Annotated in this window: 13 protein-coding genes; 7 read left to right on the forward strand and 6 right to left on the reverse strand. The window is 73.0% G+C overall.

Features of this window, described 5'->3' with window-relative positions; genetic code table 11:
- The first annotated feature begins 5 nt into the window (after window positions 1–5).
- Window positions 6–1082, forward strand: a complete 1077-nt coding sequence (gene pqqE / locus ACFPBZ_RS12325) for a pyrroloquinoline quinone biosynthesis protein PqqE (RefSeq protein WP_378036359.1) — start codon at window positions 6–8, stop codon at window positions 1080–1082.
- A gap of 57 nt (window positions 1083–1139) precedes the next feature.
- On the opposite strand, the gene ACFPBZ_RS12330 is transcribed toward pqqE, so the two are convergent.
- A complete protein-coding gene (locus tag ACFPBZ_RS12330) occupies window positions 1140–2006 on the reverse strand; it encodes an alpha/beta hydrolase (protein WP_378036338.1) in 867 nt (288 codons plus the stop codon).
- A gap of 161 nt (window positions 2007–2167) precedes the next feature.
- On the opposite strand from ACFPBZ_RS12330, the gene ACFPBZ_RS12335 reads away from it, so the two are divergent.
- Window positions 2168–3115, forward strand: a complete 948-nt coding sequence (locus ACFPBZ_RS12335; protein WP_378036339.1) for a helix-turn-helix domain-containing protein — start codon at window positions 2168–2170, stop codon at window positions 3113–3115.
- A 51-nt stretch (window positions 3116–3166) separates the two neighbouring features.
- Here ACFPBZ_RS12335 and ACFPBZ_RS12340 read toward each other — a convergent pair whose 3' ends face one another.
- The 4 genes from ACFPBZ_RS12340 to ACFPBZ_RS12355 form a co-directional block, all read right to left on the reverse strand.
- The gene (locus ACFPBZ_RS12340) at window positions 3167–4270 is read right to left on the reverse strand and encodes a sodium:calcium antiporter (protein ID WP_378036340.1); all 1104 of its coding nucleotides are present in this window, start codon (window positions 4268–4270) and stop codon (window positions 3167–3169) included.
- Window positions 4271–4481: 211 nt separating this feature from the next.
- Entirely contained in the window at window positions 4482–7271 is a 2790-nt protein-coding gene (gene ppc / locus ACFPBZ_RS12345; protein WP_378036341.1) for a phosphoenolpyruvate carboxylase, read from the reverse strand.
- 115 nt (window positions 7272–7386) lie between these two features.
- Window positions 7387–8598 (reverse strand): RNA polymerase sigma factor, encoded by a 1212-nt coding sequence (locus ACFPBZ_RS12350; RefSeq protein WP_378036342.1) that lies wholly within the window; start codon window positions 8596–8598, stop codon window positions 7387–7389.
- Entirely contained in the window at window positions 8595–8945 is a 351-nt protein-coding gene (locus ACFPBZ_RS12355) for a YciI family protein (protein WP_378036343.1), read from the reverse strand. Before ACFPBZ_RS12355 ends, ACFPBZ_RS12350 begins: the two co-directional genes overlap by 4 nt.
- Before the next feature lie 101 nt (window positions 8946–9046).
- Between ACFPBZ_RS12355 and ACFPBZ_RS12360 the strand changes: the two genes are divergently transcribed.
- The 3 genes from ACFPBZ_RS12360 to ACFPBZ_RS12370 are packed head-to-tail and all read left to right on the forward strand — an operon-like array spanning window position 9047 to window position 12379.
- Window positions 9047–10087, forward strand: coding sequence for a glutathione S-transferase family protein (locus tag ACFPBZ_RS12360; protein ID WP_378036344.1), 1041 nt, complete (start codon window positions 9047–9049; stop codon window positions 10085–10087).
- A 22-nt stretch (window positions 10088–10109) separates the two neighbouring features.
- Window positions 10110–11921, forward strand: coding sequence for a thiamine pyrophosphate-requiring protein (locus ACFPBZ_RS12365; protein WP_378036345.1), 1812 nt, complete (start codon window positions 10110–10112; stop codon window positions 11919–11921).
- A 59-nt stretch (window positions 11922–11980) separates the two neighbouring features.
- On the forward strand, window positions 11981–12379 hold the full coding sequence (locus ACFPBZ_RS12370) for an FKBP-type peptidyl-prolyl cis-trans isomerase (protein WP_378036346.1): 399 nt from the start codon (window positions 11981–11983) through the stop codon (window positions 12377–12379).
- 73 nt (window positions 12380–12452) lie between these two features.
- Here the strand turns inward: ACFPBZ_RS12370 and ACFPBZ_RS12375 are convergent, their stop codons facing one another.
- Window positions 12453–13778, reverse strand: a complete 1326-nt coding sequence (locus ACFPBZ_RS12375) for an ATP-dependent 6-phosphofructokinase (protein ID WP_378036347.1) — start codon at window positions 13776–13778, stop codon at window positions 12453–12455.
- A gap of 153 nt (window positions 13779–13931) precedes the next feature.
- On the opposite strand from ACFPBZ_RS12375, the gene ACFPBZ_RS12380 reads away from it, so the two are divergent.
- Window positions 13932–14402, forward strand: coding sequence for an SRPBCC family protein (locus ACFPBZ_RS12380; RefSeq protein WP_378036348.1), 471 nt, complete (start codon window positions 13932–13934; stop codon window positions 14400–14402).
- Window positions 14403–14443: 41 nt separating this feature from the next.
- On the forward strand, window positions 14444–15882 hold a 1439-nt coding region (locus ACFPBZ_RS12385), incomplete at its 3' end, for a hypothetical protein (protein ID WP_378036349.1).

The raw sequence follows: 15882 nt of genomic DNA on the forward strand, positions 1-15882 counted from the left end.
CCGGTATCGAAGGCCCGATGGGGCTCCTGGCCGAGCTGACCTACCGCTGTCCGCTGGCCTGCGCCTACTGCTCCAACCCGATCGAGATCGCCGCCTACCGCGACGAGCTCGACACCGCGACCTGGCAGCGGGTGATCACCGAGGCCGCGGAGCTCGGCGTGCTGCAGTGCCACCTCTCCGGCGGGGAGCCGCTGCTGCGCCGCGACCTCGCCGACCTCGTGCGGACGGCGTCGGAGCTGGGGCTCTACACCAACCTCGTCACGAGCGCGCTGGGCTTCTCCGAGTCCCGCGCCGCGGAGCTGCACGACGCGGGCCTCGACCACGTGCAGGTCTCGCTGCAGGCCGACGAGCCCACGCTGTCCGACCGGATCGCGGGGACGCCGTCGTTCGAGCGCAAGATCGCCGCCGCGCGCACGGTGCGGGAGCTGGGCTGGCCGCTGACGCTCAACGTGGTCCTGCACCGGCAGAACATCGACCGCATCGACCGGGTGCTCGCCGCCGCGGAGGACCTCGGCGCCGACCGCATCGAGCTGGCCAACACCCAGTACTACGGGTGGGCGGCGAAGAACCGGGCCGGCCTGCTGCCCAGCCGCGAGCAGCTCGCGCAGGCCGAGGTCACGGTGCGCGCGGCGAAGGAGCGGCTGCGCGGCCAGATGGAGATCATCTACGTGGTCCCCGACTACTACGCGACCTACCCGAAGCCCTGCATGGGCGGCTGGGGCGCGCGCCAGCTCGTCGTCGTGCCGACCGGCGACGCCCTCCCGTGCCTCGCCGCCCACGAGCTGCCGCTGCCCCCGGCCAACGTCACCGAGGCCTCGCTGCGCTGGATCTGGGAGTCCTCGCCGATGTTCTCGGCGTTCCGCGGCACCGACTGGATGCAGGACCCCTGCCGCAGCTGCGACCGCCGCGAGATCGACCTCGGCGGCTGCCGCTGCCAGGCCTTCGCCCTCACCGGCGACGCCACCCGCACCGACCCGGTCTGCCACCTCTCGCCCGACCACGGCCTGATCGAGACGGTGGTGGAGGAGGCGAACGTCGACACCCGGGTGGACCTCCCGCTGGTGGCGCGGCCGCACAGGTGAGCACTTGTGAGCACTAATCCGTGCCCGGGCACGGATCAGTGCTCACAGGACCGGAGGTCACACCGTGATCGGCTCCGCCGGCGCGGTGGCCTCGGGGACGATCGGCGGCGGGGTCGTGGCGTGGCGGACGGCCCAGGCCAGGACGAAGTCCGCGATCTCCTCCCAGCCCGGCGCGGCCGGGAGGAAGTGGGGCTTCCCCCCGAACTCGACCACCTCGGTGATCGTCTTCGCGGCCCGGTAGTGCGCGGCGTTGGACCACTGCACCTTCGGCGGCATGATCGTGTCGCAGCTTCCGGCGACCAGGAGCAGCGGTGCCCGGTCCTCGTTGTGGTAGTCCACCCAGGTGCCCTGGTGCCCGGGAGTGACGTTGGCCAGGGCGCCCTCGAAGACGAGGCTCCCGGAGACCGGCACGGCGTAGCGCTCGTAGAGCGCGCGGGCCTCGTCCTCGGGAAAGGTGTTGGTGAAGGCGTAGTTCCAGTGCTCGAAGTCGTAGCGGATCGCCCGGTGCCGGTTGGCCGGGTTCTTCAGCACCGGGAACGTCGCCCTCGCCTGCGAGAACGGGACGACCGACACGCCCTCGGTGGGGACGGAGTTGAGGGCGACCCCCGCGGCCCCGAAGCCGTGGTCGAGGAGGATCTGGGTGAAGGCCCCTCCCGCGGAGTGCCCGATGATGATCGGAGGGGACGCCAGCCCCCGGAGGATCTCCTCGAGGTGGCCGATGATCCCGGGGATCGTGAGGGCCTCGACGGGGGACGGGTCGGCGTTGAGGGCGTCCACCTCGACCTCGAAGCCGGGGTAGGCCGGGACGATCACCCGGTACCCCTGGCTCTCGTAGCGGGCGGCCCAGTGCTCCCAGGAGCGCGGGGTCACCCAGAAGCCGTGGACCAGGACGATGGTGTCGGGAGCGTGTCGGGTGTGAGTCATGGAAGATCACGCTAAGTAGGTGACGACGACGGTGGTTGTCCGACAGTGCGGGGTTCTGGGCCCTGGGTGCGTACTTCAGGGCGGTTCGTCCGGCCGGACCGTTGGTGTCCGCTGCCCCATCGCCTACTCTGGGTGACCCCAGCGGCCGAAGGGGGACGACCGTGCTCCTGCTCGACTCCGCGGACACGCCGGCCCCGCACCGCGCCGACGTCGTCACGGACCTGATGGCCCGGGCGAGCGCGGCCACGGTCACACTCGCCCCGCACGACGACCTCCACGCCCGGATGGAGCTGTGGCAGCTCGGTCGTCTGACCCTCTTCCGCAGCGCCTCGTCGGGGATGTCGATGTCCCGCGACCTGCGTCAGGCGCGACGCGACGGGACGCCGATCGTCGCCCTGGCAGTCCAGGAGCGCAGCGATGCGCGCCACGAGCAGTTCGGCCACCAGGCCCGGGTCGCCCCCGGCGGCCTCATGATGGTCGACCTCAGCGCCCCGTTCGCGTTCTCCTGGACGAGCTACGGGGCGTCCCGTGCCCTGCAGGTACCCCTCGACGTGCTCGGCCTCCCGATGGACGTCGTCCGTGCCGCGGCGCCCCGCCTCGGCGAGAGCCCGCTCGCCGGCCTCGTCGGCCGCCACGTCGTCGACCTGTTCCGGGAGGCCGACCGTCTCGCCCCGAGCCCGCAGGCCGCGACGGTCGGTGCCGCCGGTGTCGACCTCGTCCGCGCCCTGCTGTCCTCGGCGGCGCAGCAGGGGACGGTCCGGCGGGCCGTCCACCACGAGACGCTCCTGGCCCGCGTCCACGAATACGTCCGGCAGAACCTCCGGGACCCCGACCTCGGCGCCGACGAGATCGCCGTGGTCCACAACATCTCGCGTCGCCAGCTCTTCGCGCTCTTCGCGCGGGCGGGCACCAGCCTCGAGCAGTCGATCATCTCGCGTCGCCTCGAGGCCGCCCACGACGAGCTGGCGCAGCCGGGGTCGCGGCACAAGACGATCGCCACGATCGCCCACGAGTGGGGCTTCCGCGACCCCGCGCACTTCTCCCGCCGGTTCCGGGCGGCGTTCGGGATGACGCCCCGGGAGGTGCGCTGCCGCGCTCGTGAGCAGTGATCCGTGCCAGGGCACGGAATCAGGGAGCACGCCGACAGGGCTCACCGGACGTCAGTCACCCACCGGCACCCCGCCGAACACCGTCAGGCTGATGACGAAGTAGGCGACGTAGAGCCCGAGCAGGACGAAGCCGTGCCAGCGGCGCAGGTGGCCGGTGGCGAGGAAGCCGGCCGAGATCGCGGTCATGACGATGAGGACCGGCAGGTGCCAGGCGAGCACGTCGGCGTCGACGAGGATCGCGCCGCCGGCGAGCAGGATGATCCCGAGCTTGCCGGTCACCGAGAACACGACGCTGCCGATGACGTTGGCGATGCCGATCTCGGGCGCACCGCGCCGGGAGGGCTCGACGGTGAGGAAGATGTCCTCGAGCGTGAGCGCCAGCGTGGCGACGGTGACGCCGAAGACGGTGCCGTCGATGTCGAAGGTGTCGATGATCCCGCCGGTGCCCTCGCCCGCGGCGACCGCGCCGATGACCAGCCCGGCCAGCGCCAGGACGGCGAGGGTCAGGGCGACGCCGGGGGAGTGCGCCCGGGCCCGGAGGAAGCCCTGGTCGACGCGCAGGTCGGGCGGGAGGTCGAAGTGCCTCGACCCGCCGCGACCGGAGCCGCCGCCCGACGGGGGCGTGTCGAGGGTGGCGGTGCCGCCCGGCCGCCCGCCCGCCCCCGCGCCGACCTTCTCCAGCTGCTCGTAGACCTCGGCGTTGCGGAAGACGGGGCGCCGGGAGGCGTACTCGCGGTAGCCGATCCAGCCGACGAACCCGACGAAGAGCAGGACGAGCACCACCGCCGCGGAGACGGTGAGGAACCCGGTGAGGGCGAACGCGAGCATCAGCAGCGGGGCCGCGACGAACAGGACGAGGTAGTCCTTCGGCACGTCGACCCGGCACGGCGCGATGATCGCGGCGAGGGCGAGAACGATGCCCGTCATGGCGATCGTCGTGCCGATCACCGTCCCGAGGGCGACCTCGCTGAGGTCCTCCATGTTCAGGACGACGCCGAAGGCGAGGTCGTCGAACTCGATCCCGGTGAAGACGACGGCGACGAGGAAGAGCGAGATCGTCCATCGGCTCGCCACCCCGACGAGGTAACCGATCAGTTTCTCGGCGCTGTAGACCAGGACCCCGATGCCGACGACGAACAACAAGATCGATTCCATGCAGAGGCTCCCCGCCGAGCTGATCGCCACGATGTGCCGGACACGATGTGATCGTGAGCGATGGTGATCGGCGCCACCCTCAATTGCAACGGGTTGACAGACGATCAGTCGAGGGCGTTTCCGCCGTGTGCAGAATCTGCACACGAATTCCGGAGAACGACACGCGGACGGCACCACCGGGTGCCGCCCGCGTGTCGGCGGGGCGGCGGCCTCAGCCGGTGTTGCGCATGCCCGCCGAGATCCCGTTGACGGTCAGCAGCAGGGCGCGCTGCAGGTCGGGGTCGGGCTCGTCGACGGCCCGGCGCTCGGTGAGGGCGTGGACCTGCAGGTGGTGGAGGGGCTCGAGGTAGCTCTCGCGGACCTCGAGCGTCTGGCGCAGCAGCGGGTTGTTGGCCAGCAGCCGGTCGCCGGGGGAGAGGGCGAGGACCTCCCGGAGGGTCCGCGCGTGCTCGTCCTTGATGATCTCGAAGACGTCCTGCAGCTCGGGGTCGACGAGCTCGGAGACGTAGAAGGCCGCGATGCGCATGTCGGTCTTCGCGAGGGTCATCTCGACGTTGGAGAGCAGGTTCGCGAAGAACGCCCAGTCGCGCATCTCGTCGATGACGTCGCCGTACCCGGCGTCGTGCGCGGCGCGCAGCCCGGAACCCAGGCCGAACCACCCGGGCACGATCATCCGCGTCTGCGTCCACCCGAACACCCACGGGATGGCGCGCAGGTCGTCGAGCGAGGCCTGGCCGCCGGCCCCGGGCCGCTTCCCGGGCCGCGAGCCGACGTTGAGCATCGACAGCTCGTCGACCGGGGTGGCCTGGGTGAAGAAGTTCGGGAGCCCCTCGTGGCCGACGAGGGCCTCGTAGGCCTCCTGCGCGGCGTCGGAGATGACGTCCATGGCCTCGTCCCAGCGCTTGAGCTGGTCGGCGGGCACCCGGCTCGTCTGGTGCAGCAGCGTCGCGTCGAGCACCGCCGAGAGCATGATCTCCAGGTTGTCCTCGGCGAGGCTCGGCAGCGAGTACTTGTCGGAGATGACCTCGCCCTGCTCGGTCACCTTCATGACGGCGTCGACGACGCCGTGCGGCTGCGCGGCGATCGCCTCGCCGGCCGGACCGCCACCGCGACCCACCGAGCCGCCGCGGCCGTGGAAGAGCCGCAGCCGCACCCCGTGCTTGGCGGCGACGTCGCGCAGCTGGCGCTGCGCGGTGTGGATGGACCACTGGCTCGTCGTGATGCCGGCGCCCTTGTTGGAGTCGGAGTAGCCCAGCATCATCTCCTGGACGTCGCCGCGGGCCGCGACGATCGCCCGGTACGACGGGTCCGACAGCATCCCGTCGAGCAGGTCCCCGGAGATCTTCAGCTCGGTCGCGGTCTCGAACAGGGGCACGATGTCGAGCGACGACGTGGCCTGCGGCCCGCCGTCGTCGCCGGCGGTGATCTCGATCAGCCCGGCCTCCCGGGCGAGCACCGCGACCGCGAGGACGTCGTCGACGTTCTGCGCCATCGACATGATGTAGGTGTGCAGGGCCTCCTCGCCGTAGGTCTCCTGCACGTCGCGGATGCAGTCGAAGACCTCGAGGGTCTCCTTGAAGCTGTCGTCCCCGATCTGCTGCCAGTTCCGGCGCGGGGTCAGCGCCCGGCGCCCGGCCAGCTCCTTCGAGAGCACCTCGATGCGGCCCGCGTGGTCGAGCTCGTCGTACGGGGTCTCCAGCTCGCCGAGCCGGCCGAACAGGGCCGTGAGCGCGGTGTGGTGGAAGTTCGTGTGCTCCCGGACGTCGACCGAGGCCAGGTGCAGGCCGACGGCGTTGGCGCTGCGCATGACGTCGCGCAGCATCCCGTCCGCGATCCGCTCGCCCTGGTGCCCGCGCAGCGACGCGTCCATCACCTCGAGGTCGCGCAGGTACTCCGCCGAGCCCAGGTAGTCGCGGCCCGGGACGTGCGGCGAGCCGGCGGCGTAGCGGGTGCGCGTGTTCTGCAGCCGGGCGTGGACGTAGGAGCACTTGAGCCGGTAGGGCTCCTCGGCGTTGAGCCGGACGAAGCGGTCGTAGACCTCGGGCAGGGCGCGGCGGTCCTTCGCGAGGCTGCGGCGCAGGTCCTCGGACACCCCGACGAGGCGCGTGGAGACCGAGAGCTCCTGGACGAGCTCCTCGATCAGATCGATCTGGATGCGCACGCCGCGGTCGGCGTAGACCTCCATGGCGTCGCGGGTCAGCTGCGCGGTGACGTTCGGGTTGCCGTCCCGGTCGCCGCCCACCCAGCAGCCGAGGACCAGGGGCCGGGCGCCCTCGGGCAGGCGCAGCCCCACCCGGTCCAGCTCCTCGTCGAGGACCGTGAGCGTCTCGGGCACGGCGTGGCGTCCGAGCTGGTCGAGGTAGTAGGCGATCGAACGGGCCTCGTCGAGCACCGTCGGGCGCTCCGGGCGGATCTCGTCGGTCTGCCAGATCAGGTCGACCAGGCGCTCCAGCCGCTTCTCGGCGGCCTCCTCGGACAGGCCGTCGCCGAGGACGTTCGCGATGCCGCGCAGCTTGCCGAGCACCGACTGGCGCTGCGCCTCGGTGGGGTGCGCGGTGAAGGTCGGCTTCAGCTCGAGGCGGGAGAGGGCGGTCTGCAGCTCGTCGGGGTCGGCCTCGGCGACGAGGCGGTCGGCCAGCGTGCGGATCGGGCCCTCGCCCTGATCGTGGATCGCCTTGCGCTCCGCGGCGCGGTGGGTCTGCTCGGCGACGTTCGCGAGGTGGAAGTAGGTGGCGAACGCGCGGGCGAGGACGGCCGCCGTACCCGGGTCGAGGTCGGCGAGCAGGTCCCGGATCCCGGTGTCGCCCTTCTCGGGCGCCTGCCGCACGAGGTGGCGGACCTTCTCGACGAGGTCGAGCATGTCGTCGCCGTTCTGGCGGGCCAGGGTGCGCCCGAGCAGCGTGGAGAGCCGGCGGATGTCGGTGCGCAGCGCCGAGTGCTCCGATTCGCTGGAGACACTGCCCTCGGTCGACACGGAGTCGGAACGGCGTCCGGTGCTCATGCTGGCGTCTCCTTCGGCTCTCGCGGTCACGGGTCGCCCACGGCACCGGGGACGTGGCTGATTGTGCCCCGGAAGGCCGTACGGATAACACCGACCGGTGGGGAGAGGAATATGACTACCGGTCCCGGGACCGCAGCGCCTCCCGCTCCACCGCGTTGCCGGTCAGCAGGGCGGCCTCCCGCTCGGCCAGGGCGGCCTCGTCGTCCCGCCCGAGCCGCCGCAGGAACGCGCCGCGCGCGGCGGCGAGGTAGTGGTAGGTCGCGAGCCTCGGGTCGTCGGCGAGCGCGTCGAGGGCGGCGAGCCCCGCGGCCGGCCCCTCGCCGAGGCCGATCGCCGCGGCCCGGTTCAGCGCGACCACCGGGTTCGGCCAGCGGGCCAGGAGCACGTCGTAGAGCCCGACGATCTCCGCCCAGTCGGTCTCGGCGAACGTCGGCGCCTCCCCGTGCACCGCCGCGACGGCCGCGAGCAGGGCGTACCGGGAGACCGGGCGCCCCCGCAGGGCCTCCCGGGCCAGGGCCGTGCCCTCGGCGATCGCGGCCGCGTCCCAGCGGGAGCGGTCCTGGTCGGCGAGCAGCACCGGGAGGCCGTCGGGGTCCGTGCGGGCGGCCGAGCGGGCGTCGGTCAGCAGCACCAGGGCCAGGAGGCCGGCCACCGCGGCGTCCGCGGGGAACCGGGCCCGGAGCATCCGCGCCAGGTCGAGCGCGCGGTCGAGCAGGTCGCGGCGGACGAGCTCGTCGCCGTCGGGTGCCGTGTGGCCGGTCGTCAGGACGAGGTGCACGACGGTCAGCACCGCGTCGAGGCGCTCCGGCATCTCCGCCGGGCCCGGCACGCGGAACGGCACCCGGGCCGCGGCGATCTTCTTCTTGGCCCGCGTGATCCGGGCGGCCATCGTCGGCTCGGCGACGAGGAACGCCCGCGCAATCTGCGGGGTGGTGAGTCCGCCGAGCAGGCGCAGGGTCAGCGCCACGCGGGCGGCGGGGGCGAGGGCGGGGTGGCAGCAGGTGAAGACCAGGGCGAGGAGGTCGTGCCCGGCCGGCACCGGATCCTCGTCGGGAAGGACCTCGTCGACGACGAGCAGCGGCAGCGCCCGCTGCGCCACCTCCGCGCGCCGGGCCCGGTCGAGCGCGCGCCGCGTCGCGGCGGTCGTCAACCAGGCGCCCGGGTTCGCGGGCACCCCGGACGTGCGCCACGTCCCCAACGCCTGCGCGTACGCCTCCTGGACGCACTCCTCCGCGGCGTCGAGGTCGCGCGTGACGCGCACCGCCGCGGCGAGGACGGAGCCCCACTCGCGGCGGTGCGCGTCGGCGAGAGCCTCGTCCGGTGTCACGAGGTGGGCATCAGGGGCCGCACCTCGACCCCGCCGGACGGCGCCGGGACCTGGCGCGCCACGGCCAGGGCGGCGTCGAGGTCGGGTACGTCGACCATGTAGTAGCCGCCGAGGGCCTCCTTGGTCTCGACGAACGGCCCGTCGGTCACCTCCGCGTCGTCGCCGGGGGTGTAGTCGGGCGCGAGGTTCTTCCCCCGGACCGCGGTGGCGGTCGTGGTGGGGGCGAGCCAGCCGCCGCCCCGCAGCACGGCGCCGTTCGCCTCCTGGAACCGCCCGTGCGCGGCGAGCAGGTCCTCGGGGAGCTCGTCGGACTCGTCGACGTAGAGCAGGATCAGGTAGCCGGCCATGGTGGTCCTCCCTCGACGGGCCGCCCGGGTGGTGGCCCTCGTCATGACGTCGCGCTCGTTCCGCCGAATCGACAGCCGCGCCGGTGGGAACCTCTCCGGGTGTGAGCACCACTGCCGGCAACACGAAGGCCTACGCCGACTCGAGCGGCTCGTTCAAGCGCCGGGGGCCCCGGTTCACCGACCGCATCGTCGCGAATCCCACCGGGGAGGGCGAGTGGCCGGCCGAGCCCGGGCGCTACCGCCTCGTCGTGTCGCTGGCCTGCCCGTGGGCGCACCGCTCGGTGATCGTCCGCCGTCTCATGGGGCTCGAGGACGCGATCTCGCTCGGGATCACCGACCCGCTGCAGGACGACCGCTCCTGGCGCTTCTCCCTCGACGAGGACGCGAAGGACCCGGTGCTCGGCTACACCCACCTCGAGCAGGCCTACCTCGCCCGCGACCCGGAGGACGGCACCGAGAACGGCGTCAGCGTCCCGGCGATCGTCGACGTGGCCTCCGGGCAGCTGGTCACCAACGACTACCCCCAGATCACGATCGACCTCGGGCAGCAGTGGCGCGCCCACCAGCGCGCGGGCGCCCCCGACCTCTACCCCGAGGAGCTGCGGGAGGAGATCGACGGGGTGAACGAGGGCGTCTTCCACGACGTCAACAACGGGGTCTACCGGGCCGGGTTCGCCACGAAGCAGGCCCGCTACGAGGAGGCCTTCACCGCCCTGTTCGCCCGGCTCGACGCGCTCGACGAGCGGCTCGAGAACCAGCGCTACCTCGTGGGCGACCACATCACCGAGGCCGACATCCGGCTGTTCACCACGCTCGCCCGGTTCGACGCGGTCTACCAGTCCCACTTCAAGTGCAACCGGCAGAAGCTCGCCGAGTTCGGCGCGCTCTGGGCCTACGCCCGCGACCTCTACCAGACCCCCGGGTTCGGCGACACGGTCGACTTCGACCACATCAAGCGGCACTACTACATGGTCCAGACGACGATCAACCCGACGCAGATCGTCCCGCTCGGCCCGGAGCCGTCGGCCTGGCTGACCACGCACCACCGCGAGGAGCTCGGCGGCTCGCCGTTCGGCCCCGAGGGCTCGGCACCCACGCCGCTGGAGCACCCGCTGCGTCCGCTGGGCCCGATCGACATGTAGGCCGAGCGGGTAGCCGTCGGGGGTGAGTGCACCGAAGAACGTCGCCGAGCACGTCCTCGACCGTCTCGCCGCCTGGGGAGTGCACCGGTTCTACGGCTACCCCGGCGACGGCATCGGCGGGATCTTCACGGCGCTGCCCAAGCGGGACGACGCCGAGTTCGTCCAGGTCCGCCACGAGGAGACCGCCGCCTTCGCCGCGTGCGCCGACGTCAAGTACGGCGGCTCGACGATCGGCTGCTGCGCGGTCACCGGCGGGCCCGGCGCGGTCCACGCCCTCAACGGCCTCTACGACGCGAAGCTCGACCACCAGCCCGTCGTCGCCCTGCTCGGCCACACCGCGCAGACCGCGCAGGCTGGCGGCTACTACCAGGAGGTCGACCTCTCCACCCTGTTCTCCGACGTCGGCGGCTACGTCGCCGAGGTGAAGGACCCCTCGCAGGTGCGGCACATCGTCGACCGCGCCTGCCGCACGGCGCTGGCCGACCGCACCGTCGCGGTGATCATCCTGCCCAGCGACGTCCTCGAGGAGGACGCGGTCCCCGACCCGCCGGACGCCCACGGCTACTACCACACCTCCGCGGTGCCCTCGTCCGATCCGGGTGCCCCGGCCGACTCCGCGCTGCGCGCCGCGGCGGAGGTGCTGAACGCGGGGGAGAAGGTCGCGATCCTCGCCGGCGCGGGCGCCCTCGGCGCCTCCCAGGTGCTCACCGAGACCGCCAACCGCCTGCAGGCCGGCCTCACCACCGCACTGCTCGGCAAGGGCGTCGTCGACGAGCGCTCGCCCTGGAACACCGGCGCCGTCGGCCTGCTGGGGACCACCGCGTCGTGGCACCTCATGCGCGAGTGCGACACGCTCCTGATCGTCGGTTCGACGATGCCGTACACCGAGTACTACCCGGCGCCGGGCCAGGCCCGGGCGGTGCAGATCGACGTCGACGGTTCCCGCTGCGGCATCCGCTACGACACCGAGGTGAACCTGACCGGCGACGCCGACGCGACGCTCTCGGCGCTGCTGCCGATGCTGCGCGAGAAGGAGAGCTCGTCGTGGCGGGCGCACGTGGAGCGCTGGACCGCGTCGTGGGACTCGTTCTCCGAGCAGCGCGCCCACACCCACACGTCGTCGCTGAACCCGGAGCTCGTCGTCCGGCAGCTCTCCGACCGCCTGCCCGACGACGCCCAGATCGCCGTCGACTGCGGCACCGCCACCTCCTGGTACGCCCGCGACCTCACGCTGCGGCCCACCCAGCGGGGCTCGCTCTCCGGCACGCTGCTCTCGATGGGCGGCGCGATGCCCTACGCGATCGCCGCGAAGACCGCGCACCCCGACCGGCCGGTGATCGCCCTCGTCGGCGACGGCGCGATGCAGATGAACGGCGTGAACGAGCTCATCACGGTCCAGCGCTACTGGAAGACGTGGGCCGACCCCCGCTTCGTCGTGCTGGTGCTCTCCAACGACGACCTCTCGTTCGTCTCCTGGGAGACCCGCGGGATGCTCGGCGAGGCGCCCGACCCGCAGTCGCAGTCGCTGCCCGACGTGCCCTACGCGGAATGGGCGAAGCTGCTGGGGCTCGACGGCGCGACCCTGACCGAGCGCGCCGACATCGGGTCGGTGTGGGACCGGGCGCTCGCCGCCGACCGGCCGTTCGTCGTCGACGCCAAGGTCGACAAGGACATCCCCCTGGTCCCGCCGCACGTCACGCTGCAGCAGGCGTTCAACACCGCCCGCTCGCAGGTCACGGGCGACCCCGACGCGCTGGCGATCATCGCGAACGGCGTCAAGGAGACGGTGGGCGCGAAGGCCCGCTCGCTGCTGGGGCTGGCGCCCAAGAGCTAGAGCGGTACGACGACGGCCGGGGCGCCGGGAGGCCCCCGGCCGGTCGTTACGGTGGGCGCATGGCTGTCACCGTGGAGAACGCCGAGGACCTGACCCGCGCCCCGGGCGCGTCGGTCACCCCCGACACCCTGCCCAGCGACCTCGACATCACCGACCTCGTCATCGGCGGCGGCGCCGAGGCGAAGACCCGCGACACCGTGCAGGTGCAGTACCAGGGCATCCGCGTCTCCGACGGCGGCGAGTTCGACTCCTCGTGGAGCCGGGGCGGTGCGCCGGTCGAGTTCCCCCTCGGCCAGGTCATCGACGGGTTCAAGCTCGGCATCTCCGGCATGCGCGAGGGCGGGCGCCGCATCCTCGTCGTGCCGCCGCACCAGGGCTACGGCGACCAGGGCGTCCCGCCGGTCATCCCGGCCGGCGCGCACCTGGTGTTCGTCGTCGACCTCGTGAAGGTCAATTGAGGCTGCGCCTTCGTGCGTGCGTTTCCGTGCCCGGGCACGGAAACGCACGCACAGGTCGCGCCGGCGACGAAGGTTAGCGACCGATGTTCGCCGGCTGACCCGTCGCCTCGAGCACCGACATCCACAGGTCGCCGTCGGGGTCGATCTCGTTGCGGTGCCCGGTGATCAGCGCCATCGGCACGTGCACGAACCGGCGGCGCCACCGCACGACGACGGTCTGCGTCCGCCCCGCCATCCCGGCGTGCACCGCGGCGTGGGCCAGGCGCACGCAGTAGACGCTGTCGTAGGCGTTCGCCGGGACCGAGCGGATCGCGTACGAGGGGTCGAGGTAGCGCACGGTCGGCTCGAGGCCGACCTCGGAGAGCTTCGTCGTGATGCGCTCCTTGAGGAACAGCCCGATGTCGCCGAGCTTCGCGTTCCCCGACTTGTCCTTCGTCTCCGAGGCCTCGAGCAGGTGCTGCCCGGCGCCCTCGGCCACGACGAGGACGACCTGCCCGTGCTCGCGCAGGTGGCGCTCCACCCGGCACAGCAGCCCGTCGTCCCCCTCGAGGCCGAACGGCACCTCGGGGATCAGGACGAAGTCGGCGTCGTTGACCGAGAGCGCGGCGTAGCAGGCGATGAAGCCCGAGTGCCGGCCCATCAGCTTGACGATCCCGACGCCGTTCTCCGCGGCCTGCGACTCGATGAACACCGACTGGATGAAGTCGGTGGCCCGCGCGAACGCCGTCTGGAACCCGAAGCTCTGGTCGGTGTAGGGCAGGTCGTTGTCGATCGTCTTCGGCACCCCGACCACCGCGATGTCGAGCTTGCGGGCGTCGATCACCTCGGTCAGCGCCGTCGCCCCGCGCATCGAACCGTCGCCCCCGATGACGAACAGGACGTCGATCTCGTGGATCAGGAGGGTGTCGACCATCTCCTCGGGGTCCTGCGCGCCGCGCGAGCTGCCGAGGATCGTCCCGCCGGCGTTGTTGATGTCGCGGACCCGGTCGAGGCTCAGCTCCATCGTCGTGTGCCGGGAGTCCTTCGACAGGCCCTGGTAGCCGTTGCGGAACCCGAGGATCCGCTTCACGTGGTAGTGCTCGGTGAGCTCCTGGACGATGCCGCGGATCACGTCGTTCAGCCCCGGGCAGAGCCCGCCGCAGGTGACGATGCCGACGGTGGTCCGCGCCGGGTCGAAGTAGATCTTCTTGCGGGGGCCGGCGGTCTCGAAGCTCGGGACCCGGTCGATCGGCACGCCGTGGGAGAGCAGCACGGAGACGGTGTCGTCGACCAGGACGCGGTCGTCCTCGGCGACGTAGTGGGGCGACGTCCGCTTGGTGGACAGCATCTCGGCGAAGGGTGAGTCGTACTCGCAGTCACCGAGGGTGCGGACGCGGAGGTCGTCGAGGGTCAGCGACATGGGGTCCCGTCCGATCTGTTCTGTATCGATCCCGAACGAAGCGTAGCGCCACGTCGCTGGGCCGCGCCGACACGGTAACCCGGGTGCACCCCTAGAGTTCGCCGACGATCGGTCGTACCGACCGGTAGCCGTCGAACCAGGAGGAGGTCACGCGTGCCCGAGAAGGCGCCGGACGTGGTGGTGAGCGAGGTCGTGGACGCGCCCGTCGACGAGGTCTGGGAGCTCGTCGGGGACCCGGCGCGGATCGTCGAGATCTCGCCCGAGTGCTACGCGGTCCGCTGGCTCGGCGGGGCCGACGGTCCGCGCCCGGGCGCCCGGTTCGTCGGGTGGAACCGCAAGGGCCTGCTCCGCTGGCCGACGACGAGCACGGTCGCCGAGTACGACGAGCAGCGCCACATCAGCTGGGACGTCGACGTCGTCGGCCAGTCCGTGGCCCGCTGGAGCTTCACCCTCACGCCCGAGGGGCAGGGGACGAAGGTCACCCAGCGCTGGCAGGACAAGCGCACCGCGATCGCGGCCCTCGTCGGGAAGGCGCGCACCGGCGACAGCCCGTCGCACAACCGCGAGGGCATGCAGGCCACGCTCCGGACGGTCAAGCAGCGGGTCGAGCGCCCGACCGGGTGAGTCCCGCGGCACGGCCCGGGTCGGCTGTCTAGATTCGGGTCGTGGTGGCCCTTCCCGGACGCGCGTTGGAGGGTCCGGCCGCCGACCTCGCCGCCGTGCTCGCGGTCTGGGGCGGGGCGGCGTCGGTCGAGCACCTCTCCTCGGTGTCCGGTCTGCCGGCCGGGGCGATGCTCACCGCGGTCCGCGAGGCGACGGCGGCGGGCGTCCTGCGCTGGCGCCCCGACGACCGGCTCGAGTTCGTCCGCGAGTCCGACCGCGACGCCGTGTACGACGACGTCCCGCCCCCGCTGCGGCGCCTGCTGCACACCGCCCACGCGGCCGCGCTCGAGGCCGACGACGCGCTGAGCCGGGCGGGCACGCTCGCGGCGGCGGGCCGGGTCGACGACGCGGTCCACGTCGCGCGCGAAGGGCTCGCCACCAGCGACGACCCCGCCGTCCGCTCCCGGCTGCGCTCGTTCCTGTGCTTCACCCTGATCAGCGCCGCGCGGGTGGCCGACGCCCGCGCCGAGATCGACGCGCTGCTGGCGCTGCCCCTTCCCGACGAGGCCCGTACCCGGCTCGGGCACCTGCGGACCTGGGTCGACCTGCTCGCCGGCGACACGGCCCTGCCCGACCCGCCGGCCGACCCCGACCACCCCACCGCCCTGCTCAACGCCGCCATCGCCGCGCTCCTGCGCGGGCGCACCCACCGGGCCACCGAGCTCGCCACGGCGTCGGTCGAGGCGCGGGCGGGGGAGTCGTGGGCGGACGCGGCGTCGGCGACCGTGTGGCCCGCCTGGTGCCGGCTGCTCGCCGAGGGGCCGGCCGCCGCGGAGCGCGACTCCCTCGCGGTGCGCTCCCGCGCCCGGCGCTCCGGCCACCTGTGGCTCGGGCCGTACCACGAGTTCGTGTCCGCGCGGATCCACACGGCGGCGGGCCGGTGGCGGGAGGCGTCGGCCGAGATCGACGCCGGTCTCGCCGCGGCGGCCGGGACCGGCACGGGCTGGACCTCGCTCGCGCTCGCGGGTCGGGCGCGGATGCAGCTCGACCGCGGCGACGCCGGGGCCGCCGCCGCGACGCTCGACCGGGCCCGGGACGCTCCGGAGCAGTTCGGGCTGCCGGCCGTCGCGATCGCGGTCGCCCTCGTCGACGAGGCGCGCGGCAGCCTCGCCGCGGCGCACACGCGGGCCCACGCGGCGTGGGCGGCGGCGCGGGACGGCGGCCGGACGATCGTGTCGGTGATGTTCGGGCCCGACCTCGCCCGCCTCGCCCTGCGCGCCGACCGCCGCGACGCCCTCGACGCGGTCGCCGCCGCCCTGCGGGCCGATGCGCCCGACGGCGTGCTCACCGCGCCGGTGGTCGCCCTGGTCGACGCCCTGGCGGCGGCCGACCCGGTCGCGGTCGAGGCCGCCGCGGGCACAGCCGCGGCCGCGGGGGACGTCCCGGGGGAGATGGCCGCGCTCGAGGAGGGCGCCGCCCTCGCGGCCGGGCTCGGCGACCC

Origin of the sequence: Actinomycetospora atypica (genome assembly GCF_042653685.1) — a bacterium.
Lineage (GTDB): Bacteria > Actinomycetota > Actinomycetes > Mycobacteriales > Pseudonocardiaceae > Actinomycetospora > Actinomycetospora atypica.